At 67.9% G+C, this 24,376-nt stretch carries 22 protein-coding genes; 15 read left to right on the top strand and 7 right to left on the bottom strand.

Features of this window, described 5'->3' with window-relative positions; translation table 11 throughout:
* Positions 1–143: 143 nt before the first annotated feature.
* The 4 genes from ACFYRU_RS10435 (at position 144) to ACFYRU_RS10420 (ending at position 2,684) form a co-directional block, all read left to right on the top strand.
* Positions 144–1,253 (top strand): mannosyltransferase family protein, encoded by a 1,110-nt coding sequence (locus ACFYRU_RS10435; RefSeq protein WP_387655654.1) that lies wholly within the window; start codon positions 144–146, stop codon positions 1,251–1,253.
* Positions 1,254–1,300: 47 nt separating this feature from the next.
* Positions 1,301–1,603 (top strand): hypothetical protein, encoded by a 303-nt coding sequence (locus tag ACFYRU_RS10430; RefSeq protein ID WP_387655651.1) that lies wholly within the window; start codon positions 1,301–1,303, stop codon positions 1,601–1,603.
* A 188-nt stretch (positions 1,604–1,791) separates the two neighbouring features.
* Positions 1,792–2,070: a sigma factor gene (locus tag ACFYRU_RS10425; protein WP_387658077.1), complete on the top strand. Its 279-nt coding sequence runs from the start codon at positions 1,792–1,794 to the stop codon at positions 2,068–2,070.
* The gene (locus ACFYRU_RS10420; protein WP_387655649.1) at positions 2,034–2,684 is read left to right on the top strand and encodes a hypothetical protein; all 651 of its coding nucleotides are present in this window, start codon (positions 2,034–2,036) and stop codon (positions 2,682–2,684) included. The genes ACFYRU_RS10425 and ACFYRU_RS10420 overlap by 37 nt, the downstream gene beginning before the upstream one ends.
* A 22-nt stretch (positions 2,685–2,706) precedes the next feature.
* Here the strand turns inward: ACFYRU_RS10420 and ACFYRU_RS10415 are convergent, their stop codons facing one another.
* Positions 2,707–6,642, bottom strand: coding sequence for a GH92 family glycosyl hydrolase (locus ACFYRU_RS10415; protein WP_387655646.1), 3,936 nt, complete (start codon positions 6,640–6,642; stop codon positions 2,707–2,709).
* A 253-nt stretch (positions 6,643–6,895) separates the two neighbouring features.
* Between ACFYRU_RS10415 and ACFYRU_RS10410 the strand changes: the two genes are divergently transcribed.
* Both ACFYRU_RS10410 and ACFYRU_RS10405 read left to right on the top strand, forming a co-directional pair.
* Positions 6,896–7,795, top strand: a complete 900-nt coding sequence (locus ACFYRU_RS10410) for an NAD-dependent epimerase/dehydratase family protein (RefSeq protein WP_387655643.1) — start codon at positions 6,896–6,898, stop codon at positions 7,793–7,795.
* A 41-nt stretch (positions 7,796–7,836) separates the two neighbouring features.
* Entirely contained in the window at positions 7,837–10,017 is a 2,181-nt protein-coding gene (locus ACFYRU_RS10405; protein WP_387655640.1) for a glycosyltransferase, read from the top strand.
* On the opposite strand, the gene ACFYRU_RS10400 is transcribed toward ACFYRU_RS10405, so the two are convergent.
* Positions 9,923–10,390 (bottom strand): GtrA family protein, encoded by a 468-nt coding sequence (locus ACFYRU_RS10400; protein ID WP_387655637.1) that lies wholly within the window; start codon positions 10,388–10,390, stop codon positions 9,923–9,925. The two genes, ACFYRU_RS10405 and ACFYRU_RS10400, sit on opposite strands and share 95 nt — an antisense overlap.
* Before the next feature lie 156 nt (positions 10,391–10,546).
* On the opposite strand from ACFYRU_RS10400, the gene ACFYRU_RS10395 reads away from it, so the two are divergent.
* Positions 10,547–11,701 (top strand): NAD-dependent epimerase/dehydratase family protein, encoded by a 1,155-nt coding sequence (locus tag ACFYRU_RS10395; RefSeq protein WP_387655634.1) that lies wholly within the window; start codon positions 10,547–10,549, stop codon positions 11,699–11,701.
* Between the two features lie 12 nt (positions 11,702–11,713).
* Here the strand turns inward: ACFYRU_RS10395 and ACFYRU_RS10390 are convergent, their stop codons facing one another.
* Entirely contained in the window at positions 11,714–12,436 is a 723-nt protein-coding gene (locus tag ACFYRU_RS10390) for a methyltransferase domain-containing protein (RefSeq protein ID WP_387655632.1), read from the bottom strand.
* 113 nt (positions 12,437–12,549) lie between these two features.
* On the opposite strand from ACFYRU_RS10390, the gene ACFYRU_RS10385 reads away from it, so the two are divergent.
* From ACFYRU_RS10385 to ACFYRU_RS10370, 4 genes are all read left to right on the top strand, one after another.
* Positions 12,550–12,903: a response regulator transcription factor gene (locus ACFYRU_RS10385; protein ID WP_387655629.1), complete on the top strand. Its 354-nt coding sequence runs from the start codon at positions 12,550–12,552 to the stop codon at positions 12,901–12,903.
* An 89-nt stretch (positions 12,904–12,992) separates the two neighbouring features.
* A complete protein-coding gene (locus ACFYRU_RS10380; RefSeq protein WP_387655626.1) occupies positions 12,993–14,231 on the top strand; it encodes a hemopexin repeat-containing protein in 1,239 nt (412 codons plus the stop codon).
* 14 nt (positions 14,232–14,245) lie between these two features.
* Complete coding sequence (locus ACFYRU_RS10375; protein ID WP_387655624.1) at positions 14,246–15,709, top strand: hypothetical protein; 1,464 nt, start codon at positions 14,246–14,248, stop codon at positions 15,707–15,709.
* Positions 15,710–15,735: 26 nt separating this feature from the next.
* Positions 15,736–17,103 carry a hypothetical protein gene (locus ACFYRU_RS10370; protein WP_387655621.1) on the top strand — a complete coding sequence of 456 codons (1,368 nt, stop codon included), beginning with the start codon at positions 15,736–15,738 and terminating at the stop codon, positions 17,101–17,103.
* A 4-nt stretch (positions 17,104–17,107) separates the two neighbouring features.
* Here the strand turns inward: ACFYRU_RS10370 and ACFYRU_RS10365 are convergent, their stop codons facing one another.
* Genes ACFYRU_RS10365 through ACFYRU_RS10355 form a run of 3 tightly spaced genes read right to left on the bottom strand, consistent with a single transcriptional unit; the run spans position 17,108 to position 20,210 of the window.
* The gene (locus ACFYRU_RS10365; protein WP_387655619.1) at positions 17,108–18,109 is read right to left on the bottom strand and encodes an alanine racemase; all 1,002 of its coding nucleotides are present in this window, start codon (positions 18,107–18,109) and stop codon (positions 17,108–17,110) included.
* Between the two features lie 4 nt (positions 18,110–18,113).
* Positions 18,114–19,244: a lipid II:glycine glycyltransferase FemX gene (locus ACFYRU_RS10360; protein ID WP_387655616.1), complete on the bottom strand. Its 1,131-nt coding sequence runs from the start codon at positions 19,242–19,244 to the stop codon at positions 18,114–18,116.
* A 54-nt stretch (positions 19,245–19,298) separates the two neighbouring features.
* Positions 19,299–20,210, bottom strand: a complete 912-nt coding sequence (locus ACFYRU_RS10355; RefSeq protein ID WP_387655615.1) for an SDR family NAD(P)-dependent oxidoreductase — start codon at positions 20,208–20,210, stop codon at positions 19,299–19,301.
* 112 nt (positions 20,211–20,322) lie between these two features.
* Here ACFYRU_RS10355 and ACFYRU_RS10350 point away from each other — a divergent pair, with 112 nt between their 5' ends.
* The 4 genes from ACFYRU_RS10350 to ACFYRU_RS10335 all read left to right on the top strand — a co-directional run bounded on the left by ACFYRU_RS10350 (position 20,323) and on the right by ACFYRU_RS10335 (position 23,559).
* Positions 20,323–20,889 (top strand): TetR/AcrR family transcriptional regulator, encoded by a 567-nt coding sequence (locus tag ACFYRU_RS10350; protein ID WP_387655612.1) that lies wholly within the window; start codon positions 20,323–20,325, stop codon positions 20,887–20,889.
* Positions 20,886–21,599 (top strand): SDR family NAD(P)-dependent oxidoreductase, encoded by a 714-nt coding sequence (locus ACFYRU_RS10345; protein ID WP_387655610.1) that lies wholly within the window; start codon positions 20,886–20,888, stop codon positions 21,597–21,599. Before ACFYRU_RS10350 ends, ACFYRU_RS10345 begins: the two co-directional genes overlap by 4 nt.
* Positions 21,600–21,630: 31 nt before the next feature.
* Positions 21,631–22,839 (top strand): MFS transporter, encoded by a 1,209-nt coding sequence (locus ACFYRU_RS10340; RefSeq protein WP_387655607.1) that lies wholly within the window; start codon positions 21,631–21,633, stop codon positions 22,837–22,839.
* A gap of 156 nt (positions 22,840–22,995) precedes the next feature.
* Positions 22,996–23,559, top strand: coding sequence for a hypothetical protein (locus ACFYRU_RS10335; RefSeq protein WP_387655604.1), 564 nt, complete (start codon positions 22,996–22,998; stop codon positions 23,557–23,559).
* Here ACFYRU_RS10335 and ACFYRU_RS10330 read toward each other — a convergent pair.
* Positions 23,549–24,355: a deoxyribonuclease IV gene (locus tag ACFYRU_RS10330; protein WP_387655601.1), complete on the bottom strand. Its 807-nt coding sequence runs from the start codon at positions 24,353–24,355 to the stop codon at positions 23,549–23,551. The genes ACFYRU_RS10335 and ACFYRU_RS10330 overlap by 11 nt on opposite strands.
* Between the last annotated feature and the right edge of the window lie 21 nt (positions 24,356–24,376).

The following is a 24,376-nucleotide window of genomic DNA, read 5'->3' as shown; positions in this document are numbered from 1 at the left end:
CGGTACCCGGATGGGGGACGATAAGGGTGTGACTCGGGCGGATAGTGGTGGGCGGCGTGTTTGAGCGCGCGGCTGCTGACGCGCCCAGGCCGGAGCGGCGGGCTCGGCGGGCCCGGGTCGACGGGGTCTGGTGGCATCGGTGGATGCCATCGGCCCAGGGGCGGGAGGTGCTCGGGTGGTGGCTGGTCAGCCGGGCCGCGTTGTTCCTGCTGTCGATCTCGGCCCCGTTGCTGTTCAACCGGTTCCCTGACTACCCGAACGTCTGGAAGGCGTGGCAGCAGTGGGACGTCGCGCACCTCAACGCCGTGGCTCAGTACGGGTACAACCACGGTGAGCCGTCCGGTGCGCCACTGGCTGCGTTCTTCCCGGGCTTCCCGTTGCTGGTACGTCTCGTCAGCTACACAGGCATCGGGTACGTTGCCTCGGGCATCGTGGTGTCCGCGATCGCCAGCGCGGTCGCAGGCGTGTACCTCGCCCGTCTGGCGCAGTACGAGTTCCCTGAGCTGAAGGGGATCGGCCCGAACGCGGCCATGATCTGGTACGGCGCTCCGGTCGGCGTCTTCCTCGCCGCGGGGTACACGGAGTCCTTGTTCTGCGCGTTCGCGTTCCCCGCCTGGCTGGCGGCGCGGCAAGGGCGCTGGGCGCGGGCGGCCCTGTTCGTGGCGTTGGCGTCGACCGTACGGGTGTCCGGGCTGTTCCTGATCTTCGCGCTGCTCGTCGAGTTCCTGACGTCCAAGAAACGCGACTGGCTCTCGCTGCCTTGGTTGGCGTTGCCCGTAGTACCGGTGCTGGGCTTCATGGCGTACTTGAAGCAGATCCACGGCTCCTGGTTCGCATGGCACGACGCGCAGGAGAAGGGGTGGCCACGCAAGTTCACCTGGCCGTGGACTGCACTGCAGCACACGGTGGACGCCGCGACGAAGGGCCGGTTCCCTGCGGACCGCACTGACTGGACGTGGATGTTCCGGGCGGAACTGGTCGCCCTGTTCGTCTGCCTGCTCCTCCTGGTCTGGCTGCTCTGGCGACGGTCCTGGGGCGAGTCTGCATGGGTCGCAGCCACGCTCGGCGCGTTCTGCACGTCGTACTGGGTCTTCTCGCTCACCCGGGCGACGCTGCTGCTGTGGCCGCTGTGGATCGGCCTGGCCGTGCTCACAAGGCGGAAACCGTGGCTCGGCCGGCTCTATCTCGCCCTCGCGATACCACTGGCCGCCGCCTGGGCCTGCGCGTTCTTCACCGGCCGTTGGTCCGGCTGAGTAGTTCTGCTCAGGCGCCGCGCCGGCCTCCGGCCTAGCGTGTTGCCATGGTCGCCAGAGTCAGCCTCCAAGCGGTGCTCATAGGAGTACTGGCAGGTGCTGTATATGCGCTGGCCCGGCAGCTGGGTGCACCGCTCTGCGCTCCAACCGCGGTGAGCTGCGCTGTGCAGAACGGGGGCGCACTGCTCGCCGTACAGCTCGGAGGTGTCGCGACTGCCCTGGCTCTGCCGGTGCTGGCACTGAGAGCGGGGCTGAGCTGGGCGTTCACGGTGCTCGCCACAGCCGGACTGCTGGTCCTGAACACGCTCTGGTTCGTCTCGATGTCCGACATGTGGACAGTTTTTCGCTGAGGCAACCCTCGGGCAGGTTCGAGCGTCGATAGGGGTGAAGGGGTGGCAGTCCGGGCGGGGACCGCCACCCCTCCTTAAAGTTCCGGCGGAACCTCTCAGGGGCAGGCTCCGCCGGCAAGTCCGCAACCGAGGGCGATGGCACCCAAGCCGTCGCCCTCGTGTCGTGATGCAACCTCCGCGCGGCCCGGCTGCTCGCCTCGGGGGACGCGCACTGGGCCGAGGACCTCGTCCAGGTCGCGCTGACCAAGCTGTACGTGCATTGGGCGAAGGTACGGCGGGAGGACGGCGCCGCGCGGTACGCCGACCGGATCCTGGTGAACAGCTTCCTCGACGAGCGCCGGCGGATGTGGCGCCGCCGGGAGGCGAGCACCGAGCAGATGTACGACGCGGCGCCGCCGCCGGGCCAGGACCCGGCGTCGCCGACGCCGACGTGGACGCCGACCTGGTCCGCGGGCAGCGGGCGCTGAAGCGGCGCCGGATCACCGGCATCGCGAGCGCAACCGTCGCGACCGCGCTGGTCATCGGCGTCGGCTGGTCGGTGCTCCCGTCCGGTACGACGTCCGGAGCACCGGCTGCGACCGTCACAAAGAAGCCCATCGTCGGGGATCCGGACAAGCGCAAGCCACCGGTCATCCCGGCGACCGCGGTCCCGCTGGTCGCGAACACCAAGGCGTTCCCCGGCGTGATCACCTGCGACCTGATCCCGAAGGGCTGGGTGGTCCGGATCGTCTACGCGTCCCCGATCGCCCAGCAGCAGGACCTGTCCGACCCGAACCTGAACCCGAAGAAGTTCCACAACGCGACGTACACCTTGACCGTCCGGCAGACCGAGCTGATGGACGAGGGCGAAGGCCTCACAGTCGACAAGTACTCGACGCCGTGGACCAAGCTCCCGAAGGTGCGGGCGGGCAAGTACCAGGCGGTGGCGAGCGGCGTACCGGGCAGTCCTAACGGCCGTCAGGAGGTGTACATCAAACCGGGCAAGAGCAACAAGATCGTTGGCGTCAGCAACCACGCCTACAACCTGGCCTGGGACATGGACACGCTGCTGCGGTTCGCCGGCTCCTGCCACTACAAGTAGCGGCAGGAGCCGGCGGCGGGGATCAGCCCCAGTTGCGGTCGATCGACTGCGACGGGGTCGGGCTCGGCTTCGTCGCGGCGACGCGCTGGTCGCTCGGGTGGGTGCCGGCTTCGACGCCCTTCAGTGTGCCGAGCAGTTCGATCTCGGACAGGGTGACGCCGTCAGTTGCCGGAGCGAACACCAGGCGGTACTGCGTGTACGCCTTGGGCGCGGCCACGCTGAAGGACCTGGTGTACGACGCCCACGCCCAGGACTCACCGGTACGGCGATCCACCGTCGTCCACGTCGTGCCGTCGTTCGAACCCTCCAGCGTCCACGCGGACGGCGCCGTGCCCGTGGCACCGCTCGTCAGCGTGTACATGCCGACCGGACGCCCCTGCGGCAGGGCGACCGTGACGGTCGGCTGTGCACCGGTCAGCGTGACCTGCGTCTTGGAGTCGTTGTCGATCAGCGACGAGACGTCCGTACCGCCTGCACCGATCACCGCGCCGGTGTCGGAGGTGGAGTCCCGCCACGTCATCGGGTCCTCGCCCGGGGTCGTGATCGACGGCGGGGCGTCGTTGCGGCCGGTGCCCCACGACGTCGGCTTGTCGGTCATCTCGAACTCGATCTTGCCGCCGTTCGCAATCAACGAGTGTGGCAGCGAGGTCGACGTCCAGTTCTTCCCGTTGACCTTCAGGCTCTTCACATAGATGTTCGTAGAACTGTTGCCAGGAGCACTGACCACCAGCTTCTTGCCGCCGGCCAGCCGAATCGTCGCCTTGGTGAACAGCGGCGATCCGATCGCGTACGACGGTGAACCGACCTGCAGCGGGTAGAAGCCGAGCGAGCTGAAGATGTACCACGACGACATCTCGCCGTTGTCCTCGTCACCCGGGTACCCCTGGCCGATCTCGGAGCCGGTGTACAGCCGGGACAGAACTTCCCGGACGAGCGACTGCGTCTTCCACGGCTGCCCGGCCACGTCGTACATGTAGGTGATGTGGTGCGACGGCTGGTTGCTGTGGCCGTACTGCCCCATCCGGACGTCGCGCGCCTCGAGCATCTCGTGGATCGTGCCGCCGTACCCACCGGTGTGCAACGCGTCCTCGGGGATGCTGAAGAACTCGTCGAGCTTCTTCGCCAGCCCGTCGCGCCCGCCGTAGATCGCGGCCAGCCCGGCCCCGTCCTGCGGTGTCGAGAACGCCATGTTCCACGCGTTCGTCTCGGTGTAGTCGTGGCCCCAGTCCTGCGGGTCGAACGTGCTGGTCGAGTTGCCCCAGACACCGCTCGCGTCCTTGCCCTGGAAGAACCCGACCGCCGGGTCGAACAGCGTCACGTAGTTGCGGGCCCGGTTCAGGAAGTACTTGTAGTTGTCGAGGTACTCCTGCTTACGCGGGTCGTTCTTCTTCGCGGTGTCGTACAGCTTCTTCGACATGTTCGCGATGCCGAAGTCGTTGATGTAGCCGTCCATCGACCAACTGAAGCCTTCACCGGTGGTGTTGGCCGTGTACCCGTTGAACGTGGACAGGTCCATGCCCTTGCGGCCGACGTTCTGCGACGGTGGCACGACCGACGCGTTCTTCACCGCGGCGTCGTACATCGCCTGCACGTCGATGCCCTTGACGCCCTTCAGGTACGCATCCGCGAACGCGACGTCGGACGACGTACCGACCATCAGGTTCGCGTAACCGGGCGAGGACCAGCGCGAGATCCAGCCGCCGTCCTTGTACTGCTGCACGAACCCGTTGACGAGATCACCCGCCTCGGGTGCCAGCAGCGAGTACGCCGGCCACACCGTGCGGTAGGTGTCCCAGAACCCATTGTTCACATAGGTCTGACCGGCGACGATCTTGGACCCGGTCGTGGTCGGGGTGTCGGTGCCAACCTTCGGCGAGGTCGGCGACGCGTACTTGATCACCGGGTCTTGGGTGGTCCCGGTGTTCTCGGAGCCGTTGTTCGGGTAGAGGAACAGGCGGTAGAGATTCGAGTACAGCGTGGTCAGCTGGTCGGCCGTCGCACCCTCGACCTCGATCGTGCTCAGCTTGTGGTCCCAGGCGGCTTGGGCAGCGTCCTTCACCCTGCTGAACTTCGAGCCCGCCGGTAGTTCCAGTTCGAGATTGTGACGGGCCTGCTCGGTGCCGATCAGCGAGGTCGCGATCCGCAGCTGTACCTGGGTGGTCTTGGCGTCGAACATGAAGTACCCGCCGACGTTCGCGCCGCCACCGTTCGACAGCTTGCCCGAGGCAAGTACCTTCTGGTCCACCACGCCGTACACGAAGAGCCGGCCGGCGCCGGTGGACAACCCGCTCTTGATGTCGGAGTACCCGGTCACGACGCCGGTCGCCGGGTCGAGGGTCAGGCCGCCGCTGTTGTTGACGTTGTCGAAGACCAGTGACGCCTTGCCGGCCGGGAAACTGAAGCGCAGCATCGCGGCGTGGTCGGTCGGCGCGATCTCGGCCGCGTTGCCGTTGTCGAACGTGACGCCGTAGTAGTACGGACGGGCGATCTCGTTGTCGTGGCTGAACGACCAGGCGCGGGCCTTGCGGTCCGCCGTCGGTGTGTCTGCTGTCGACGGCATCACCTGGAACGTCTGGCGATCACCCATCCACGGGCTCGGCTCATGGCTGATCGACAGCGCCTGCATGGTCGGCCGGTTCGCCTCGTTGTTGCCCTTGGCGTAGTCGTACAGCCAGGACGTGGAGCCCGCGTTCGTCACCGGGGTCCAGAAGTTGAAGCCGTGCGGTACGGCGGTCGCGGGGAAGTTGTTGCCCCGCGAGAAGCCGCCGGTGGCGTTCGTACCGCGGGTGGTGAGCGCCAGGTCCGACGGGTGCTTGGCCGCGGTCTTCTGCGCGGCCCGGTCCGGGTTGATCGCGGCGGCGATCCGGATGTCGTCGAGCCAGCCGCGGAAGTCGGCCGGTCCGGACGGCTTGTCGTAGCCGACCAGGATCCGCTTGATCGTCTTGCCGGCGGCAACCTTCCCGAGGTCGGCCTCGACGTTGTTCCACTGGTTCGTGTAGAGCGCCTTCGAGTCGCCCTGACCGCGCGGGCTGAGTTCGAACCCGTGGTGATCGGTCGCGTGCAGGTCGCTCAGGTACGTCCCGTCGTCGAACGCCAGGTCCACGGCGGCGTACGTACTCGGATAGCTGAGGTCGCCCTCGACGTGTTCGGGGAAGATCTTGTACGACAGCCGGGTGTCCTTGCCGACCTTGAGGTCGACGTCGGAGATCTTGTTCCAGGTGTAGCCGCGACCGGTCGCGTCCTGGTGGCCGGCGTACCGGAAGGACTTCACCCCGGTGAAGCCGACCCGGGCGCGGGCGTTGTACGCGCTGGTGGGGCCGGAGTCGAGCCGCGACTCGGCGACCGGGCCGGGCGGCGGCAGCGGGTCGCCGTTCGACAGGTACCAGTCGGCGAGCTGGACGATGTTCTCGCCGTGGTTCAGCGTGACGTCGAGCTTGAAGTACGTGTACGCCGTGTCGTTGGCGAAGCTGTACTCCTTGGTCTGGAAGCGGTTCTCGAAGCTCTGGCCGGTCTGCGTGTCCAGCGTGGTCCAGGTGGTCCCGTCGTTCGAACCCGAGACGGTCCAGTTCTGCGGGTCGCGGCCGTCGGCGTCGTTCGCCGAGGTCAGCGCGTACTTCTTGATCACCACCGGGGCCGAGGTCTGGTAGACCAGCCAGCCGGTCGGCTCGAACACCAGCCACTTGGTGAACTTGTCACCGTCGGCGGCGTTGGTGGCGATCTCGCCGCCACCGGTGTTCTCGCCGTTCGCGGTCACCTTGGTGACCTTGTCCATCTGGCTGCCGCCGATCCCGGTCGGCGTCGGGCCGCGGACACCCTCGGTGCGCGGCTTCCCGTCCGGGCCGGTCTCGACGGTGTCGGTGTAGCCGGGTTGCGGCTGTCCCGGTTCGAACGAGGTGAAGTACGACGTACTGCTGACAACCTCCTGTGCTGAGGCTGGAGCAGCATGTGCTGGCGTCATGGCAACAGACATTGTCACAACCAGCGTGAGAGACGTGACGAGCCCCAGTGGGCGGCGGAGATCCATCTACGCTCCTTGCACGGCCGGACCGACGCGACCCCCGTCCGCCGGTATGGGTGCGCGACCCCGATGACAAGGTTGTCAGCCCGCGCCCGGGGGTGATCCTGCCTAGTTGGTCACCCGTGGTCAATAGTTCGTAGCGCACTGTCGACGCATGCTGGTGGATCGACACCCCGGAGGTAGGTTGAGGGTCATGGACGAACGTGTGCTGGTCACCGGGGCTTCCGGATTTATCGGGCGGGCGGTGGTGGCAGCTCTGCGGGGGCGGGACGTGCCGGTGACCGCTGTGGATCGGGAGCCGCCGGATACGTCGTGGGACGGCGGAGTGCACGTGGTGACGGGGGATCTTGCCGAGCAGGAGACTTGTGTGGCGGCGTTCGAGACGCGGCCTACCAGTGTGGTGCATCTGGCGGCGTTGACTTCGGTGTTGCGGTCGGTGGATGCGCCGATGCAGACGTTCGCGCAGAACGTGACGATTACTCAGGTGCTGTTGGAGTTGGCGCGCGGCAGTGGTGTGGATCGGTTCGTGCTGGCTTCGACGAACGCGGTCGTGGGGGATGTCGGTACGTCGACCATCAACGCGAACCTTCCGCTACGGCCGTTGACGCCGTACGGCGCGACGAAGGCGGCGGGCGAGATGTTGCTGTCGGCGTACTCGGGGAGCTACGGGATGGCGACCGCGGCCCTGCGGTTCACGAACGTGTACGGGCCGGGGATGTCGCACAAGGACAGCTTCGTGCCGCGGATGATGCGGGCCGCGCTGGGTGGTACGGGCGTGCGCGTGTACGGCGACGGCAAGCAGCGGCGTGATCTGGTGTACATCGACGACGTGGTGAGCGGCGTACTGCTGGCGCTCGACAGCAAGTACGACGGACGCGCGATCATCGGGTCCGGCCGTTCGGTGTCGGTGCTGGAGCTGATCGAGACGGTACGTGAGGTGACGGGTTGCCCGGTGCCGGCCGAGCACATCGAAGCCCCGGCCGGTGAGATGCCTGCGGTGGTCGTTGATATCACCAACGATCTCGGGTACCAGCCGACAGTCTCCCTGGAAGAGGGGCTCAACAGGACGTGGCAGTACTTCAAAAACCAGTGAAAGGAAAGACAACCCTCGCTTCGCTCGGGGTGGGGGTGGGGGTGAGGAAGCACTGGCTCCTCTTCGTCTTCCTCATACTCGGGCTCGTACTGCGGGTGCTGGCGACCGTCGCCTACACGCCCGCGATCGTCTACACGGACTCCGTGCAATACCTGGTCAACATGGACAAGCTGAGCCCTGACCAGCTCAACCCGATCGGCTACGACTTCGTACTCGGTCCACTGGTCTGGCTGGGCGGCCTGAAGCTGGTCGTGATCGTCCAGCACCTAGTAGGTCTGGGCCTGGGCGTCGCGATCTACGCCCTGGCGCGCAAGCTGACCGTCTACCGCTGGCTGTCCGCGGTCGCCGCCGCACCGATCCTGCTCGACGCGTACCAGGTGCAGATCGAGCAGAACATCATGGCCGAGACCACGTTCGACGTGATCCTGGTAGCGATCCTCTGGCTCCTGCTGGCGAAGGGTGTAACGGGCTGGCGTCGCGCCGCTGTAGTCGGCCTACTGATCGGCGCCGCCTTCACAGTACGGGCGATCGGCATGGTCCTCCTGATCGCAGTGGTGCTCTACCTGATCACTACCTGGGGTCAACGTGTACGCCGTACCGCTGCCGCCATCGCCGGTTTCGCGATCGTCTTCGCGGCGTACGGCGGGTACTACCGGATCGACACCGGCCGCTGGGGCTTCACCGGCGCCGAGAACCAGATCCTGTACGGGCGGACCGCGACGGTCGCGAACTGCGACAAGCTCCCGCTCGACGAGGGCACCCGCCTGTTCTGCCCGAAGGAACCGCTCGGCCAGCGGCTTGGCGTGGACAAGTACGCCCACAACCACTACGGCGACCCGAACTGGCCCGGCCCGCTGCCACCCGGTACGACGAAGCGCCAGCTGGCGACCGAGTTCGCGCATCTCGTCATCAAGCACCAGCCGCTGGACGTGACCTGGGCCGCCCTGAAGGACTTCGCGAAGGGCTTTGCACCAACGAGGACCAGTGAGCCCAACGACGTACCGCTGGACCGCTGGCAGTTCCAGCTGACCTACCCGAACCTCAAGGACCCCAACACCGCCAAGGCCGCAGTGAAATGGGGAGGGTCCGAGCCACACGTCTCCCACGTACCCGCGGTCATCCTCCGCGCGTACCAGCTGCACGGCGGTTACACGTCCGGCACCCTCCTCGGGCTGTGCGTGCTGATCGCTCTTGCTGCTGTAGCGGGACTAGGACGCGCCAAGACATCAGGGCTGCGCTCGGCTGCGCTACTGCCTGCTGCGGCCGGGGTGATCCTCCTACTAGGTTCAGCAGCGTTCGAGTTCTCCTGGCGCTACCAACTGCCCGCGCTGATCTTCTTCCCGCTAGCGGGCGTCATAGGTCTCAGAGCGATCCTGGGCAAAGACCAGGCTCGCCCAGCACTGGCTGACTACCCGGACGCCATCGACGCAGAAGCAGCCAAAAGCCTCGACAACAACAGCTTCAGCCCTGTCGTCGTAGTCATCGCGGCGTACAACGAGGCCGCCGGCATCGGACCGGTCCTCACGAACATGCCGAAGACAGCAGCCGGTCTGCCCGTCGACGTACTGGTCGTGGTCGACGGCGCCACCGACGACACCGCGGACATCGCGAAAGACCACGGAGCGCACGTCTGCGTGGCCCCGGCCAACCGCGGCCAAGGCGCAGCGCTCCGCCTGGGATACCACCTGGCAGCACAGGGCGGAGCACGCTACGTCGTCACGACCGACGCCGACGGGCAGTACGACAACGACGAGCTCGAGGCGCTGCTCGAACCGATCCTGCTCGACCGCGCCGACTTCGTCACCGGGTCCCGCCGCCTCGGCGCGGAGGACGCGGACAGCCGGCTGCGTTGGGTCGGCGTCCGGGTGTTCGCCGTACTCGCGTCGATCCTGACCCGGAAGAAGCTGACCGACACGTCGTTCGGGTTCCGCGCCATGCGCGCCGAGCTCGCGACCGCGGTGACGTTGCGCGAACCGCAGTACCAGTCGTCCGAACTGCTCCTCGGCGCACTCGCGCTCGGCGCCCGCGTGGTCGAGCTGCCGATGACGATGCGCCGCCGCGGCGACGGGAGCAGCAAGAAGGGCCCGGGGGTCGTGTACGGCGCGAACTACGGGCGGGTGATGACGACTACGTGGCTACGGGAGTACGTGCTTCGGCGGCGGCACCGTCGGCAACAGGCTTGGCGAACACCAGCCGGTCGAACAGCACGAACTTCGCGATGAACAGCACCGCGTAGGTACCGAGGTACGAACCGGTCACCAGCAGCGTCTTCCACGCATGGGATTCGATCGGCTGCACCAGGTGAGAGGTGACCGAGGTGACCAGCGCGGCGGTGACCGCGGAGCCGACCACGATCATTGTGTACGGCAACTTCTGGCCGCTGCGGCCCCAGGTGTAGCGCCGGTTCAGCACGTAGTTCGGGATCGCGCCGGCCAGCCAGGCGACCAGCGTCGCGACCAGCGCCGGCGTACCGAACCAGTAACAGAGTGCGAACGCCACCTGGCTGACCACGGTGGCGACCACGGAGGATGCCGAGTACTTCGCCCACAGCAACAATCTGCCGCGGCGGGTCCGGAGCTTGGTGAGAGCGCGCATCGGGGCCTATTCTGCACCCCCACACCAGTTCGCGGCAGGCGCCGGAAAATTCTCAGCCTATTGCCAGCCAATATGTCTTGCTGGTCACGTTAGTGGAGCGGGTACTCGGGATATGAAGGATCCTGACGAAGATTCCTGACGGAAGGCGGCCGAACCGTGCGCGTACTCGTCCTGGGCGGTGACGGCTACCTGGGGTGGCCGACGGCGCTGCACCTCTCCGACCGCGGCCATGACACAGCCGTGCTCGACAACATGGCCCGGCGCGGTTACGACCGCGAACTGGGTGTCCAGAGTCTGGTCCCGATCGAGGATCTCGAGTCCCGGGTGCAGGCCTGGAAGGAGGTCTCCGGCAAGACGATCCCGTCGTACGTCGGCGACCTGCTCGACGCGGACTTCGTGTACCGGGTGCTGCGGGAGTTCGCGCCCGACGCGATCGTGCACTTCGCCGAGCAGCGCGCCGCACCGTACTCGATGATCGACCGCGAACACGCTGTGTACACGCAGCACAACAACGTGGTCGGCACGCTGAACCTGATGTACGCGATCGCCGAGACCAACCCGGACATCCACCTGGTGAAGCTCGGCACGATGGGTGAGTACGGGACCCCGAACATCGACATCGAGGAAGGCTGGCTGGAGGTCGAGCACAACGGCCGCAAGGACCGGATGCTCTACCCGAAGAAGCCGGGCTCGTTCTACCACCTGAGCAAGGTGCACGACTCGCACAACCTCGAGTTCGGGTGCCGGATCTGGGGGATGCGGGTCACCGACCTCAACCAGGGCGTCGTCTACGGTCAGCAAACCGACCAGACGGTGCAGGACGCGCGGCTGGCGACCCGGTTCGACTACGACGCCGTGTTCGGCACCGTACTCAACCGGTTCTGCATCCAGGCCGTCCTCGGCGAGCCGCTGACGGTCTACGGCGCCGGCGGTCAGACGCGCGGCTTCCTGGACATCCGGGACACTGTCGAGTGCATCCGGCTCGCGGTGGAGAACCCGGCGGACGCCGGTGAGTTCCGGGTCTTCAACCAGATGACCGAGAGCTACTCGGTCGCGCAGCTGGCCGAGCTGGTCGCGGAATGCTTCCCTGGCCCGGTCCAGGTCGAGCACCTGGAGAACCCGCGCGTCGAGCAGGCGGAGCACTACTACAACGTGAAGCACACGGGCCTCGTCGGCCTCGGTCTTCAGCCGCACCTGCTGTCGGAGACCTTGATCGAGTCGATGTTCGACATCGTGTCCGCGAACAAGGACCGCGTCGACCCGGCTGCCCTGCTGCCCACCGTCCGCTGGAAGGGGCACCTCAAGCAGTAGAGAGCCCATCCGTCAGCGGTGGGCTCCGACGAGCAATGTCGGTACGACGGCGAGGAACCGGTCGCGCCGTCCCCGGCGAGCCTGCTCCGCGAGCCAGCCGTCCGCATCCTCCTGCGTGATCAGTGCCTTCTCGACGGCTGCGGCGGCGGCCGACTTGAGCTGTGGCGCCATCAGCGCGTGCTCGGTGACGACCTCGTTGTGGACGGCGACCTCGACGTCGGAGAAGCCGGCGTCGAGCAGCACGTCGCGCAGGGTCCGGGTCGCGCGCGGCGAGACCGTCCGCGACTCCAGGCCGAGGCAGATCACGTCGGTCAGGTCCTGGTCGGAGCTGTCGATCAGCAGGAACCCGTAGTCCTGCCCGCCGACCACGATCCGCCCGCCGGCCCGCAGGACCCGATGGGCCTCGACGATCGTCGGGACCGGGTCCGCGAGCAGATGGAACAGCCGGAGCGCTCGGTAACCATCCATCGAACCTGCCTCAAGGGGCAGCTCTGCGGAATGTGCCACGTGAAACATTGCCCCGGGCGCGCGCTGCCGGGCCGCCTCGACCGCGTCCGGATCGGCGTCGACGCCCGTCACCTTGAGGCCTTTCCGTACCAGTTCGGCGACCGCGTGACCCGCCCCGCAGGCGACATCCACGCAGGTCGCGCCGCGTTTCAGCCCCAGCATCCGGTACGAGGCCGCCCGCAGCTCGGCCGCGCCCGGCCGCTCCTCGATCCGCTCCAGAAAGCTCATGATCCAACGCTGCAACTTCAGGTCCACCTGAAGTCAACCCTGAGAACTCCGTTGACACTGTGTGCTCGCGACAACACACTGTGAATGCTCACACCGGGGTTTCGGGGGGAACCATGCACGTGGACGACGTGGCTGTCACGCGGCTTGTCAGCAGATTGCGCGACCTGTTGGGTCGGCAGGCCGTGGTGTTCGAGGACAACGGAACACCCGGCGAGGAACCGCTCGTCGTCGTGGTCCTGCCGGCCGCGCTCGCGGCCGAACTCCGCGAGGAACCGCCGCCCGACCTGTCGCCGGCCGAGACCGCGGTCGCCGAGCTGGTCGCCCAGGGGCTGTCCAACCGGCGGATCGCCGACGACCTGTTCCTGTCCCGCTTCACCGTCGAGACGCACCTGAAGAACATCTTCGCGAAGCTCGGCCTGTCGTCGCGGGTGGAACTGGCCGCGCTGATCGCCCGGACGAATACCTGAAATCAGGGATACCGGACGGTAGCCGCTCGACGGCACAGTGTTCCGGGGGCGGATCACGCGGATCGCCCCGAACACTTGGGGGACTGGGGATGGACAAGCTCACGGGATTTGTCGCGCCTGCCGGCGACAAGGCCTACTTCTTCACCGGCAGTCAGTACGTCCGGTACGACGTCGCGGCGGACCGCGTCGACGACGGGTACCCGCTGCCGATCGCGGGCAACTGGCCCGGGCTCTTCGAGTCCGGCATCGACGCGGTCGTACCGTGGCCGAGCGGCGCGGTGTACTTCTTCGCCGGCGATCAGTATGCGAAGTACGACCTGCAAGCAGACCGGGTCGTCGACGGTCCGCGACCGATCGCGGGCAACTGGCCGGGGCTTTTCGAGTCCGGTGTCGACGCCGGTGTCGTGTGGGGCAGCGGGAACGCGTACTTCTTCTCGGGTACCGAGTACGTGAAGTACGACCCGGCCGCCGACAAGGTCGTCGACGGTCCACTGCCGATCGCCGGGAACTGGCCCGGGTTGTTCGAGTCCGGGATCGACGCGGCGCTGTGGTGGCCGAGCGGGAAGGCGTACTTCTTCTCCGGTGACCAGTACGCGCAGTACGACGCCGACGCGGACAAGGTCGCCGACGGGTACCCGCAGCCGATCGCGGGCAACTGGCCCGGGCTGCCGATCGGTGCCGCCGTACCGCCGCCGCCGGACGGTCAGGCGATCTCGGTCCGGGACTACTTCCCGACCTTCACCCAGCCGCTCGAAGGCCGGGTGCCGTACATGTACCAGGACGTGAAGGGCCTGGTGACCGTTGCTGTCGGCAACCTGATCGACACACCCGAGGACGCCGCCAAGTTGTCCTGGGTACATATCGACACCGGCCTGGCCGCGACCCGGGACGAGATCGTCGCCGAGTGGCACCGGATCAAAGAGGCGCCCGGGCTGGCCAAGGGCGGGCACCTCGCGGCGAAGAAGATCGCCACGCTGAAGATGACCGAACGCGCGATGGACGAATTGGTCAAGGCGAAGTTCGACGTCAACGAGAACCGGCTCGCCGCGTTCTACCCGGACTGGGCGAACTGGCCGGCCGACGCTCAGCTCGGTGCGCACAGCATCGCCTGGGCCGGTGCGTACTTCCCGGCCAAGTGGCCGAACTTCAACGCCGCCGCGAACGCCCAGGACTGGGCCACCGCGGCGGCCAACTGCACGCTGTCCGAAGCCGGCAACCCAGGGATCAAGCCACGCAACAAGGCGAACCTGCAGCTGTTCACGAACGCCGCCGCGGTGGTTGCCCGCGGCATCGATCGCTCGCTGATCTACTACCCGACCGCACTCTGATCTTGGGGGACAGAATGCCTTTTCCACTGAACGACCTCGGTAACGCCGTCCGTGCGCAGATCTACCAGACGGTGGTCGGCGGCGACGCCACCGTGAAGCCGTCGCCGAACACCTTCTTCACCTGGGTGACACCCGGGCTGCCGTTCACCGCGAACGAACTCGACTTCGCCGCGGACGGGATCTTCTCCGCGCCCGACGCCGAGACGCAGAACAAGCGCGTGATGCACGCGTACAACCTGTCGACGCTGCTCGACTTCATCCCGGACGTCGAAGGGCCGTACACGCTCGAACGGCAGGAGGGGATGTACAAGCCGGACGCGGAGAAGCGGCTGAGCGAGATCTACCGGCAGATCCTGCGCTTCTCCAAGGTGGTGAACTACGAGCTCACCGACGCGGAGAAGGCGAAGCTCGAGAAGTTCCGCAACCTGCTGTGGGAGAAGAAGATCGTCAAAGACCTGATCACCGACGAGGAGAAGGAGGTGGTCGAGCCCGGCAAGATGATGCAGGTCTACTCTGAGAAGATGGCGGCGTACCTGGACGCCGCGGCGGAGTACAACTCCAAGCGCGCCGCCGCGGCCGGCGCCACCGGCCCGGACGGCAAGGTCGCGTCGGCCGACTGGATCCTGAACCAGAAGAACTACGCGCTCAAGGTGAAGGCCGCGATGGACGCGTGGACCGGCGGCGGGTACCGCAACGAGGTCGACCAGATCAACGCCTACATCAACCAGACCACCCAGCGCAGCATGGTCGCCTGGAAGCAGGAACTCCTCGAGCGGTACGAGCAGTCGCTGATCGCCACGCCGGAGGTCGGCGTCTCGTTCCCGTACACGACCCTGGTTCCCGGCGACATCGCGAACTCCGACGGCTGGACCGAGATCGGTGTCACGCACAACTTCACCGAGTGGTCCAAGGACCAGACCAACACCAGCTGGAACGCGGGACTCGGGATCAGCTGGGGATTCTTCAGCATGAACGGCAACGTGCAGGTCGACAACACCGAGTACACCGAGAACCACCAGGTGAACGACTTCAGCCTGAAGTTCGAGCTGGCCCAGGCCGTGATCGTCCGAGCGGGCTTCTACCCGGAGTTCTTCGCGAACCGGGGCTGGATCCTGCGCAAGGGCGAGGGCTGGACCTTCGACCAGATGCCCTCCGACGGCGCGCGGCCGCCGCAGGGCGAGTTCATCGGGTACGCGACGCAGGCGATCTTCGCGCGCAACCTCGAGGTCAAGTCGCGGGACTTCGTCTCGGCGTACAAGGCGACCAGCTCGAAGGTCACCACGTCCGGTGGAGTCGGCTGGGGACCGTTCCGGTTGTCCGGCGGCTACAGCCGGTCGAACAGCCACGAGGACTTCAACTCGACCGAGGACGGCGAGACGCTGCGCGTGCCCGGCATGCAGATCATCGGCTTCGTCAACCACCTGATCGACAAGGCGCCGAACCCGCTCGAAGAACTCAAGGACGCCGACTTCGTGTAGGCCGGGAACCGGGGGGAGTCGGAACGATGACAGGAATCGACGCGACGGTCGTGCTCGGGATGGCGGCCAAGGTCGACCAGGTGTTCGCCGAGGAGGGAACGTACCACGGGTTCCCGATGGCGCCGATCGGGTTGACGGCCGACAGCCTGCGGGCGATGGTCAAGGACCCGTTCGGCGCCGGGGCGGCGGCCCAGGCGCAGTTCTCGTTGCTGGTGAACGAGATACCGGACGGCCCGTTGTGGCAGCCGGACGGCGACCGGTTGTGGAAGGTGTACGCGGACGTCCTGGCCGCCGAGGTGGACGACGTACCGCGGACGCCCGAACAGGAGGCGGCGTACCGGAGCGCTTCGGCGCTGCTGTACGTCGACAACGGCGGACGGCTCGTGCCGAGTCCGGCGATGGTCGCGTACCAGCAGTACCGGGACGCGTACCTGGCCGCCTCGCAGGAGTACAACAACCGGCGGGGCGAGGCCGAGCTGTCGGCGGATCCGGCGGTCAAGGCCAGGTGGACGGCGGACGAGCCGGTCCTGGCCGCGGCCGTCGCCGACGCCTCGACCGCGTGGACGGTGCAGGGCCGGCGAGCCGAGATCGAGAAGGCGTTGCAGACGATCCGCGACCTCGGCTCCACTTCGCCGATCATGATGTGGGAGAAGTACCGGCAGCTGTACGACCCGACCGGGTCGGGCGATCCGTCGCTGACCAGCGTGGACGGGCTGAACTACCTGCCGGTCGGCATCCTGCCGTCCGACGTGGTCGACGTCGACTGGGCGCGGATCACCGTCACCGCGGACGAACTCGTCCAGTTGGTCGCCAGGGCTCCGGCCGAGCTCCGCGACCGGCTGGCCGGCGGCGGTGATTCGGGGACCGAGGTGCTGACGTTCGAGTACTCGTTCGTCAGCGTGCTCCGGTCCTGGTTCGCACCCGAGGTGTTCGGCTCGCACGCGTGGCGGTTCGCCGACCGGTCGCGGGTGCTGTCGGACGGCGGCAGCCCGCCGAAGGGCGAATGTACGGCGTACGTCAGTGGGCTGATCCTGGCCCGCAACGTCACCGTGCAGCGGCGGACCGTCGGTGGTACGCCGCCGGACGCGAGCCTCGGGTTCCTGCCGGTGCACACCGGGTCCGACGCGGAGATGCTCGTGGGACCGCGTGCCCGGCTCGCCCGGCCGGTCCAGGGCGTACAACGGGTGCCTGTCGGTGGGCCGGCCGGAGTCCGGGTCGTGGAGATTCCCGGCGTCCGCCGGAGTCTGCCGGTCACCGAAGGGCCGCCGATCATCTGGAAGCCCGGTCAGCCGACGACCCCGGATCCACCGGTGGTGACGACCACCGATCCGGGCGACGTCTTCGTGCTCGCCTTCCAGTGCCGGCTGTTGCCCAAGGCACCAAGTCCGGCCTGACGGCCTAGTCCATCGACACCTTGTCGAAGGTGGTGGTGGTGTAGCGGACGTCCAGGTCGACCTCGTCGCCGACAGCGGGCGGGGCGACCGCGGACGGCAGGAACAGCATGCTGGCCTGCATGTGCGGCGGTTCCGCGAACCAGCGCTGCTTGCCCTCGATACTGAACGGCGACAGCGCCATCCCGGCCGCGTCCAGGCTGCCCTTGGCCATCGCGATCGCGCGCTGCCGTACGGTCGCGGCGCCGGTCGGGGCCTCCAGGCCGACGCCGTGCGCCGTACCGCCGGAGACGATGATGATGTGCCCGTCGCCGCTCACCCGGCGCTGGCGGTACCCGACGCGCTCACCACGGCGTACCGAATGCACGTCGAGCACGGTCGCCTTCACCGACAGCGCGCCGCGGTCGCCGAGCCACAGGCCGGTACCCATCCGGAGCTTCACGTCGTCGCCGATGTCGGCCAGCTTCTGCGCCGGTACGTGCGACACCCACAACGTCTTCTTCCGTACGTCGAGCGCCGCCTTGGCCAGCTGCTGCGCCTCGCGGAGGTTGGCCGACGTACCGCCGGCGCCCATCGGGAAGTGCAGCGACCAGCCTTCGAAGCGGATCCGGTCCAGCGCGTTCAGCAGCATCGTGTGCCGCAGTTCGCGGGCGCCGATGCCGTGCCGGCGCATCGAGGTCATCACCTCGATCAGCACCCGGCTGCCGGCCGGGATCGAGACCAGGTCGGCCAGCCGGCTGACCGTGTGGATCACGTTCTGGCTCTTCGGCATCTCCAGGAACGGCCGCCACGGCGACAGCACCACGACGTCCTCGCGTGGCTCCGCGGGGACCTCGAAGTACGTGCCGACCGCGATCGTCCGGGCGCCGAGCGCACGGGCCTCCGCGAACAGCCGGTGGTTGCCGAAGCCGTACCCGTTGCCCTTGGCAACCGGGACGATGTCGGGGTTCCAGGTGGAACGCAGGTGGTCACGCCATCGATCGGAATCGACGTGCAGGACTAAGGGCATGGTGTCAACGCCGTCTCATGTAGAGGTCGAATGCGGTGTAGAGCGCCTTGTTCAACGGCAGATCCCACTCACCGACGTACTCGACGGCCTCGCCGCCGGTACCGGTCTTGAACTGGATCAGCCCGACGTGCGGGTCGTTCGGGTCCAAGGTGTCGGTGATGCCCCGTAGGTCGTACACGGACGCGCCCGCCGCGAGTGCGTCCGTCATCATGCGCCACTGGATCGCGTTCGATCCGCGCACGTCCCGCTTGGCGGTCGAGCTGGCACCGTAGGAGTACCAGGAGTGACCGCCGACCCGGACCCAGATCGTCGACGCGACCAGGTCGCCCTCGTGGTGGGCGTTGTAGATCCGGAAGTCACAGCAATCGGCCGGCTGGTTCGCCATCGCGGCGTACATCTTCTCGAAGTACGGCAGCGGGCGCGGCGTGAAGTGGTCCCGCTCGGCGGTCTCCACGTACAGGCCGTGGAACGCCTTGATGTCCTCGGGCCCGCCCTGCGTCACCTCGACGCCGGCCTTCGCGGCCTTCTTGATGTTGCGCCGCCAGAGCTGGTTCATGCCCTTCAGCAGGTCGTCCTCGGTACGGCCGGCCAGCGGCACCTGGAACACGTACTGCGGCTGCCCGGCGGCGAAGCCCTCCGCGATCCGCGGCGGCTTCCAGCCGAGCTTGCGGAGCTGGTCGCCGACGGTCGCGCCGGACGGCTCGATCACGTCCGGGCGGACGTCGCCGAGCCGCGGCTGCTGCCCGCCGGCGATCGCGTCCTTGATCGTCTGCGCGCTCCAGCGGCGGGTCGCCACCGGCGGACCCATCCGGATCCCGAACGCGCCGCGCTCGGCCAGGTGCGCGGCCAGCGGGCGCAGGTAGCTGCCGAGGTCGATCGCGTCCCAGTCGATCACCGGACCTTCCGGCAGGTACGCGAGGTAGCGCTTCACCTTCGGCATCTGCCGGTAGAGCACCAGACCCACGCCGACCAGTTCGCCGGGCGTGCCCGGTTCGTACCAGCCGAGTGACTCCGCCTTCCACTCGCTCTTCACCGCGGCCCAGCCGGGCGTCTGCAGGAAGCTCGCCGCCGGCTGCGCCGCGATGTACGCGGCGTGCTCGTCGGTGGAGATGGTCCGAATGCTCAAGTCACTCACGGTCGGTCAGGTTACCGGCCCAGCCCACGGAACCGTAGCTGAGCCGGTTTCTGATCAAACCAATTGCTCGGACAGGTCCCACAACCGGAGGGCCGACTCCGGGTCGAGCGCGTACGCCGCGACGCCGGTGTTCTCGCCCACGACGTTGGGCAGCGCCTCGTTGTTGTCCTCGAAGTACTTGCCCGTCACGCCCTGCACGAGCGGTGAGGCCGCCAGCAGTACGGACGTGGCCGCGCCCTGCTCCGTGGTCTTCCAGCGGTACTCGTCCCACTGCCGCTGCACATCCGCCGAGACGTGCCGCTGCAGGGCGGTCCGGATTCCGCCCGGCATCAACGCATTCACCACGATCCCGTCCGCGGCCCACCGCTTGGCGCCCTCGACGGCGAACAGGATGTTCGCGGTCTTCGACTGCCCGTACGCCGCCCACGGCTCGTACGGCCGGTTCTCGAAGTGCAGGTCGTCGAGGTGTACGTCGGAGCGCAGGTGTGCGCTCGAGCTCACCGAGACGACCCTGGCGTCGCCGGCGGCCGCGAGCGCGTCGTGCAGGCCGAGTGCGAGGCCGAAGTGCCCGAGGTGGTTGGTGGCGAACTGGTGCTCCCAGCCCTCCGGGGTCCGGTTGAGCGGCTCGGCCATCACGCCGGCGTTGTTGACCAGGATGTGCAGCGGGCCGCTCCAGCTCTGCGCGAAGGCGCGGACCGACGCCTGGTCGGCGAGCTCGATCGGCGCGACGAAGACGTGGTTGTTGCCGGTGTCCTCGATGATCTGCCCGGCGACCCGCTCGCCGGCGGCGGTGTTCCGGACCGCGAGGGTCACCTCGGCGCCGGCCGCGGCGAGCGCCCGGACCGTCTCGACCCCGATCCCGGACGCACCGCCGGTGACGACCGTGCGCCGACCGGTCAGGTCGACTCCGGCGATCACCTCGGCCGCGGTCGACTCGTAGCCGAAGGGTGTGGTGATTCTGCTCATCAGCATCCGTCCCTAGACTGTAACCGGAGGAGCCTCCGGTACTTTCGAGTTAACCGGAGGTGCCTCCGGATATCAAGGTCGGCTAGGTTGTGCAGTCCGGAGGGGGAGGGACATGGGGAGTACGAGCGAGCGCCCACTGCGGGCCGACGCCCAGCGCAACCGGGGTCAGATCCTGACCGCGGCGTCGCAGGCGTTCACGAAGTGCGGTCTGGAGGCGACCCTCGAGGGCATCGCGAAGGACGCCGGCGTCGGCATCGGAACCCTCTACCGGCACTTCCCGACCCGGGAGGCCCTGATCGAGGCGGCGTACCGCAGCGAGCTCGCGGCCGTCTGTGACGCCGCCCCCGAGCTGCTCGCGAAGCTGCCGCCGGCGGCAGCGCTGCGTGCCTGGATGGACCGCTTCATCGACTACATGGCGCGCAAGCTCGGCATGGCCGACGCGCTGCGCGCCGTGATCGCATCCGGCGCCGACCCGTACGCGCAGAGCCGCGACCTGCTGGTCGGTGCGATCACGCCACTGCTCGACGCGGGGGTGGCCGCCGGCGAGCTCCGGTCCGACGTGACGGCCGACGACGTACTGCTGAGCCTGAGCGGTGTCGGACTGGCCGCGGGCGGTCGCCGCGAACAGGCCGACCGGCTGCTCAACCTGCTCCTCGACGGTCTCCGGTACGGCGCGTGAGGGTCGCGCTCGTCACCGGGTCGACCTCCGGGATCGGCGAAGCGACCGTACGGCGGCTCGCCGCGGACGGGATGACCGTCGCGGTGCATTCGCGCTCGACCCGCGATGCCGGTTCTGCGCTGGCCGCCCAGCTGGGTGGGTCGTACCACCAGGCTGACCTCTCCGACGATGCCGCGGCTGGTGCGCTCGTACCGGAGGTACTTGCCGTGCACGGGCGGCTCGACGTACTGGTGAACAACGCCGGCATCAGCTGGCCGGTGCCGCACGCGGACCTGGACGCGCTGACCGCGGCCGACTGGCGGCAGCTGCTCGACGTGAACCTGATCGCGCCGTGGCTTCTGTGTACTGCGGCGCTGCCCGCGCTGCGCGAGGCGGGCGGGTGCATCGTCAACGTGACGAGCCACGCGGGCGTCCGCCCGAAGGGCAGCTCGATCGCGTACGCCGCGTCGAAGGCGGCGCTGAACCACGTGACCAAACTCCTCGCCGCGGCGCTCGGCCCAGAGGTCCGGGTCAACGCGGTCGCCCCCGGCCTCGTCGACACGCCGCTCACGGAGTCGTGGACCGAAGCCCAGAACCTGTGGAAAACCTCGAGCCCGATGCGCCGCGCGGCTCAACCTGTGGATGTCGCCGACTTGATCTCTGCGGTTATCCACAACTCCTACCTCACCGGCGAAGTAATCCTCCTCGACGGCGGCCTGAACCTGCGCTGATTCTGTCGGTGGCCGCTTCTACGATCGCGGGATGTCTTTGGGTCGAGACTTCCGTCGGTTGTGGTTCGCGTTCACGGTCAGTTCGTTCGGATCGGCGGTGGGACTCGGCGCGTTGCCGTTGGTTGCCGTACTCGCTCTGGACTCGTCGACGCTCCAGGTCTCGCTGCTCGCCGCGTTCTCCGCGCTGGCAGGCGGGGTGCTCGCGTTGCCGCTGGGGGACTTCATCGAGCAGCGGCACAAGCGGCCGGTGATGATCGCGTCGGACCTGATCCGGTTCGGGGCGCTGGCGTCGGTACCGATCGCCGCCGCGTTCGGAGGGCTGACGTACGCGCAGTTGTGCGTCGCGGGCGTGCTGCAGGCGGCGGGGACGATCGCGTTCCAAGCCGCCAGCGGTGCGCATCTGAAGGCGCTCGTCCCGGCGGCTGGGCGGGCCGAGGCCAACAGCCGGTTCGAGCAGACGAACTGGGTGTCGCTGAGCATCGGCCCGGCGCTGGGTGGTGCTCTGGTCAGCCTGGTCGGTGCGACCGTGACGCTCGCGATCGATGCCGTCTCGTTCCTCGGGTCCGCGCTCGGCATCCGGCGGATCCAGCAGCCCGAACCGGAGCCGGTGAAGGGCGGGGGTAAGCGCGACATCACCGCCGGCTGGCGGTACATCCTGGCGCACCGCGGTCTGCGCGCCCTGTTCTGGAACGCGATGCTCTTCGGCGGGTCGGTGATGATGACGTCGCCGCTGCTGACCGTGTTCATGCTGCGCGACCTCGGGCTCGCGCCCTGGAGCTACGGCGTGATGCTCGGCGTCTCCTGCATCGGCGGCGTCGTCGGTGCGCGGATGGCGCCGCGGCTCACGAAGCGGTACGGCATGCACTGGATGCTGCTCGTCTTCGGCGTACTGCGGGCGCCTTGGCAGCTGCTGTTCCCGCTGGCACCGCACGGCTGGGGCGGATTCGTCGTACTGACCGCTGCCGAGACGGCGCTGCTCGTCGGCGCGGGCGCGTTCAACCCGTCGTTCGCGACGTACCGGATGGATGTCACCGAAGACGGGTTCATGGCCCGGGTGGTCGGATCGTGGTCGATCAGCTCCCGTTTCATCCAGCCGGTGTTCATCGCACTCGGCGGCGTACTTGCCACCCTGATCGGGATGCGCGGCGCGCTCTGGGTGGCAGGCATCAGCTGCGCGTTGAGCGCCGTACTGCTGCCGTGGAAGGCAGCTAAACCAGCCCCATTGCCCGAGCCAGCCTGACGACCGGCCCCATCACCCCACCGGCCTGCTGATCGAGGTACCTGGCCGCCGGGCAGGAAACGCCACCCGAGATCGTTGGCACAGACAACGATTCCGCCAGCAGTCCGGCAGACCTCCCAGGGCTGCATAGCCTCATTCTGCGCTACCGTCACTGCCATGGCGCAGTCAGACCCCGAGCCCGCCCCGGCCGCCGAGGACCCGACGGACTCCAAGGTCACCGCGGCCTCCGAGGACACCGGGGCCTCGACGGACTCCGCGGCCTCGAAGGATTCCGAGGATTCGAAGGGTGCGGAGGGTGCAGCGGAGAAGGAGCCGGAGGAGGACCCGGCCGCGCGGGCGCGGCGGTCGACCCGGGCCTTCGAGTGGACCTGCGGCTGGCTGACGCTGCTGGCCGGCGCCTTCGTGGTCTCCGGCATGGTCCAGAACGACGCGAAGTTCGGCGGCCTCGCCTGGCTCGGCGCGACCGTCGTCATCATCTGCGTACTCGCCCTGATCGCGCTGTACGTCGGCTGTGCGCGGGACAAGGTCACATTGCGCACCCGCCTGTTCGGCCGGGTCGACCTCTTCCAGGTCAGCACCGTGCTCGTCGTACTGGCCGTCATCTGCGGTCTCACCGTACCGAGCGACAACCACTCGGCGCTCTCGCTGCTGCTCCCGTGGGCGCTGACCTACTGGATCTACGGCATGAAGCCGCCGGCGGACTCGACCCCTACGCCTTGAGGTGCGCGCGTAGGTAGTCGAGGTCGGCCTTCTGCCCGTTGTCCGCGTTCGGCGTCTCGACGACGACCGGCGCGCCGGCGGCCTCGATCACCGCGACGATCTCGGCCGGGTCGATGTGGCCCTCCTCGAAGTTGCTGTGCCGGTCCGCGCCGGAGCCGAACTCGTCGCGGGACCCGTTCGCGTGCACCAGGTCGATCCGGCCGGTGATCGCCAGCACCCGCTCGACGATCGTCGGCAGCTCCTCACCGGCCGCATGGAAGTGGCACGTGTCCAGGCAGAAGCCGACGTTCTCCAGCCGGTCGTTGCCGGACGCCTGCACCGCCTCCCAGAGCCGCGCGATCCGGTCCAGCTGGCGGGCCATCGCGTTCTCCCCGCCGGCGGTGTTCTCGATCAGCAGCGGCACCGGGAGCTCGGCCCGCTCGATGCATTTCCGCCAGTTGTCGAACCCGGCCTCCGGGTCGTCCTCGTCGCCGACGTGCCCGCCGTGCACGATCACGCCCTTGACGTCGATCTCGGCCGCCTTGTCGAGCGTCTGCTGCAGCAGCTTGCGGCTCGGGATCCGGATCCGGTTGTTCGTGTTCGCCACGTTCAACCGGTACGGCGCGTGCACGTACAGGTCGACGCCTGCCGCGGCCGCCCGTTCCTTCAGCGCGTCCTCGCCGTCGGCGTACGCAAGCTTGGGCGCCTTGTAGTCCTGCGGGTTCCCCAGGAAGAACTGCACCAGGTCAGCACCCCGGTCAGCGGCCTCCGCCAACGGGTCTTCCTGGTCCACATGCGCACCAAGCTTCACAGTCATGACCCCACCCTAGAACCGCCC

The sequence above is a fragment of the Kribbella sp. NPDC004536 genome (assembly GCF_042873835.1).
Taxonomy (GTDB): Bacteria; Actinomycetota; Actinomycetes; order Propionibacteriales; family Kribbellaceae; genus Kribbella.
Note: the sequence above shows the minus strand (reverse complement) of the source record. Positions and strands in the feature narration are given on the sequence as shown.

What these genes read in the sequence shown, in the direction of transcription:
- ACFYRU_RS10415 (WP_387655646.1), bottom strand. Translation starts at nt 6,642, where the DNA reads ATGACGCCAGCACATGCTGCTCCAGCCTCAGCACAGGAGGTTGTCAGC.
- ACFYRU_RS10385 (WP_387655629.1), top strand. Translation starts at nt 12,550, where the DNA reads ATGCACGTGGACGACGTGGCTGTCACGCGGCTTGTCAGCAGATTGCGC.
- ACFYRU_RS10350 (WP_387655612.1), top strand. Translation starts at nt 20,323, where the DNA reads ATGGGGAGTACGAGCGAGCGCCCACTGCGGGCCGACGCCCAGCGCAAC.
- ACFYRU_RS10330 (WP_387655601.1), bottom strand. Translation starts at nt 24,355, where the DNA reads ATGACTGTGAAGCTTGGTGCGCATGTGGACCAGGAAGACCCGTTGGCG.
- ACFYRU_RS10355 (WP_387655615.1), bottom strand. Translation starts at nt 20,210, where the DNA reads ATGAGCAGAATCACCACACCCTTCGGCTACGAGTCGACCGCGGCCGAG.
- ACFYRU_RS10375 (WP_387655624.1), top strand. Translation starts at nt 14,246, where the DNA reads ATGCCTTTTCCACTGAACGACCTCGGTAACGCCGTCCGTGCGCAGATC.
- ACFYRU_RS10370 (WP_387655621.1), top strand. Translation starts at nt 15,736, where the DNA reads ATGACAGGAATCGACGCGACGGTCGTGCTCGGGATGGCGGCCAAGGTC.
- ACFYRU_RS10340 (WP_387655607.1), top strand. Translation starts at nt 21,631, where the DNA reads ATGTCTTTGGGTCGAGACTTCCGTCGGTTGTGGTTCGCGTTCACGGTC.
- ACFYRU_RS10380 (WP_387655626.1), top strand. Translation starts at nt 12,993, where the DNA reads ATGGACAAGCTCACGGGATTTGTCGCGCCTGCCGGCGACAAGGCCTAC.
- ACFYRU_RS10390 (WP_387655632.1), bottom strand. Translation starts at nt 12,436, where the DNA reads ATGAGCTTTCTGGAGCGGATCGAGGAGCGGCCGGGCGCGGCCGAGCTG.
- ACFYRU_RS10410 (WP_387655643.1), top strand. Translation starts at nt 6,896, where the DNA reads ATGGACGAACGTGTGCTGGTCACCGGGGCTTCCGGATTTATCGGGCGG.
- ACFYRU_RS10435 (WP_387655654.1), top strand. Translation starts at nt 144, where the DNA reads ATGCCATCGGCCCAGGGGCGGGAGGTGCTCGGGTGGTGGCTGGTCAGC.
- ACFYRU_RS10400 (WP_387655637.1), bottom strand. Translation starts at nt 10,390, where the DNA reads ATGCGCGCTCTCACCAAGCTCCGGACCCGCCGCGGCAGATTGTTGCTG.
- ACFYRU_RS10430 (WP_387655651.1), top strand. Translation starts at nt 1,301, where the DNA reads ATGGTCGCCAGAGTCAGCCTCCAAGCGGTGCTCATAGGAGTACTGGCA.
- ACFYRU_RS10365 (WP_387655619.1), bottom strand. Translation starts at nt 18,109, where the DNA reads ATGCCCTTAGTCCTGCACGTCGATTCCGATCGATGGCGTGACCACCTG.
- ACFYRU_RS10335 (WP_387655604.1), top strand. Translation starts at nt 22,996, where the DNA reads ATGGCGCAGTCAGACCCCGAGCCCGCCCCGGCCGCCGAGGACCCGACG.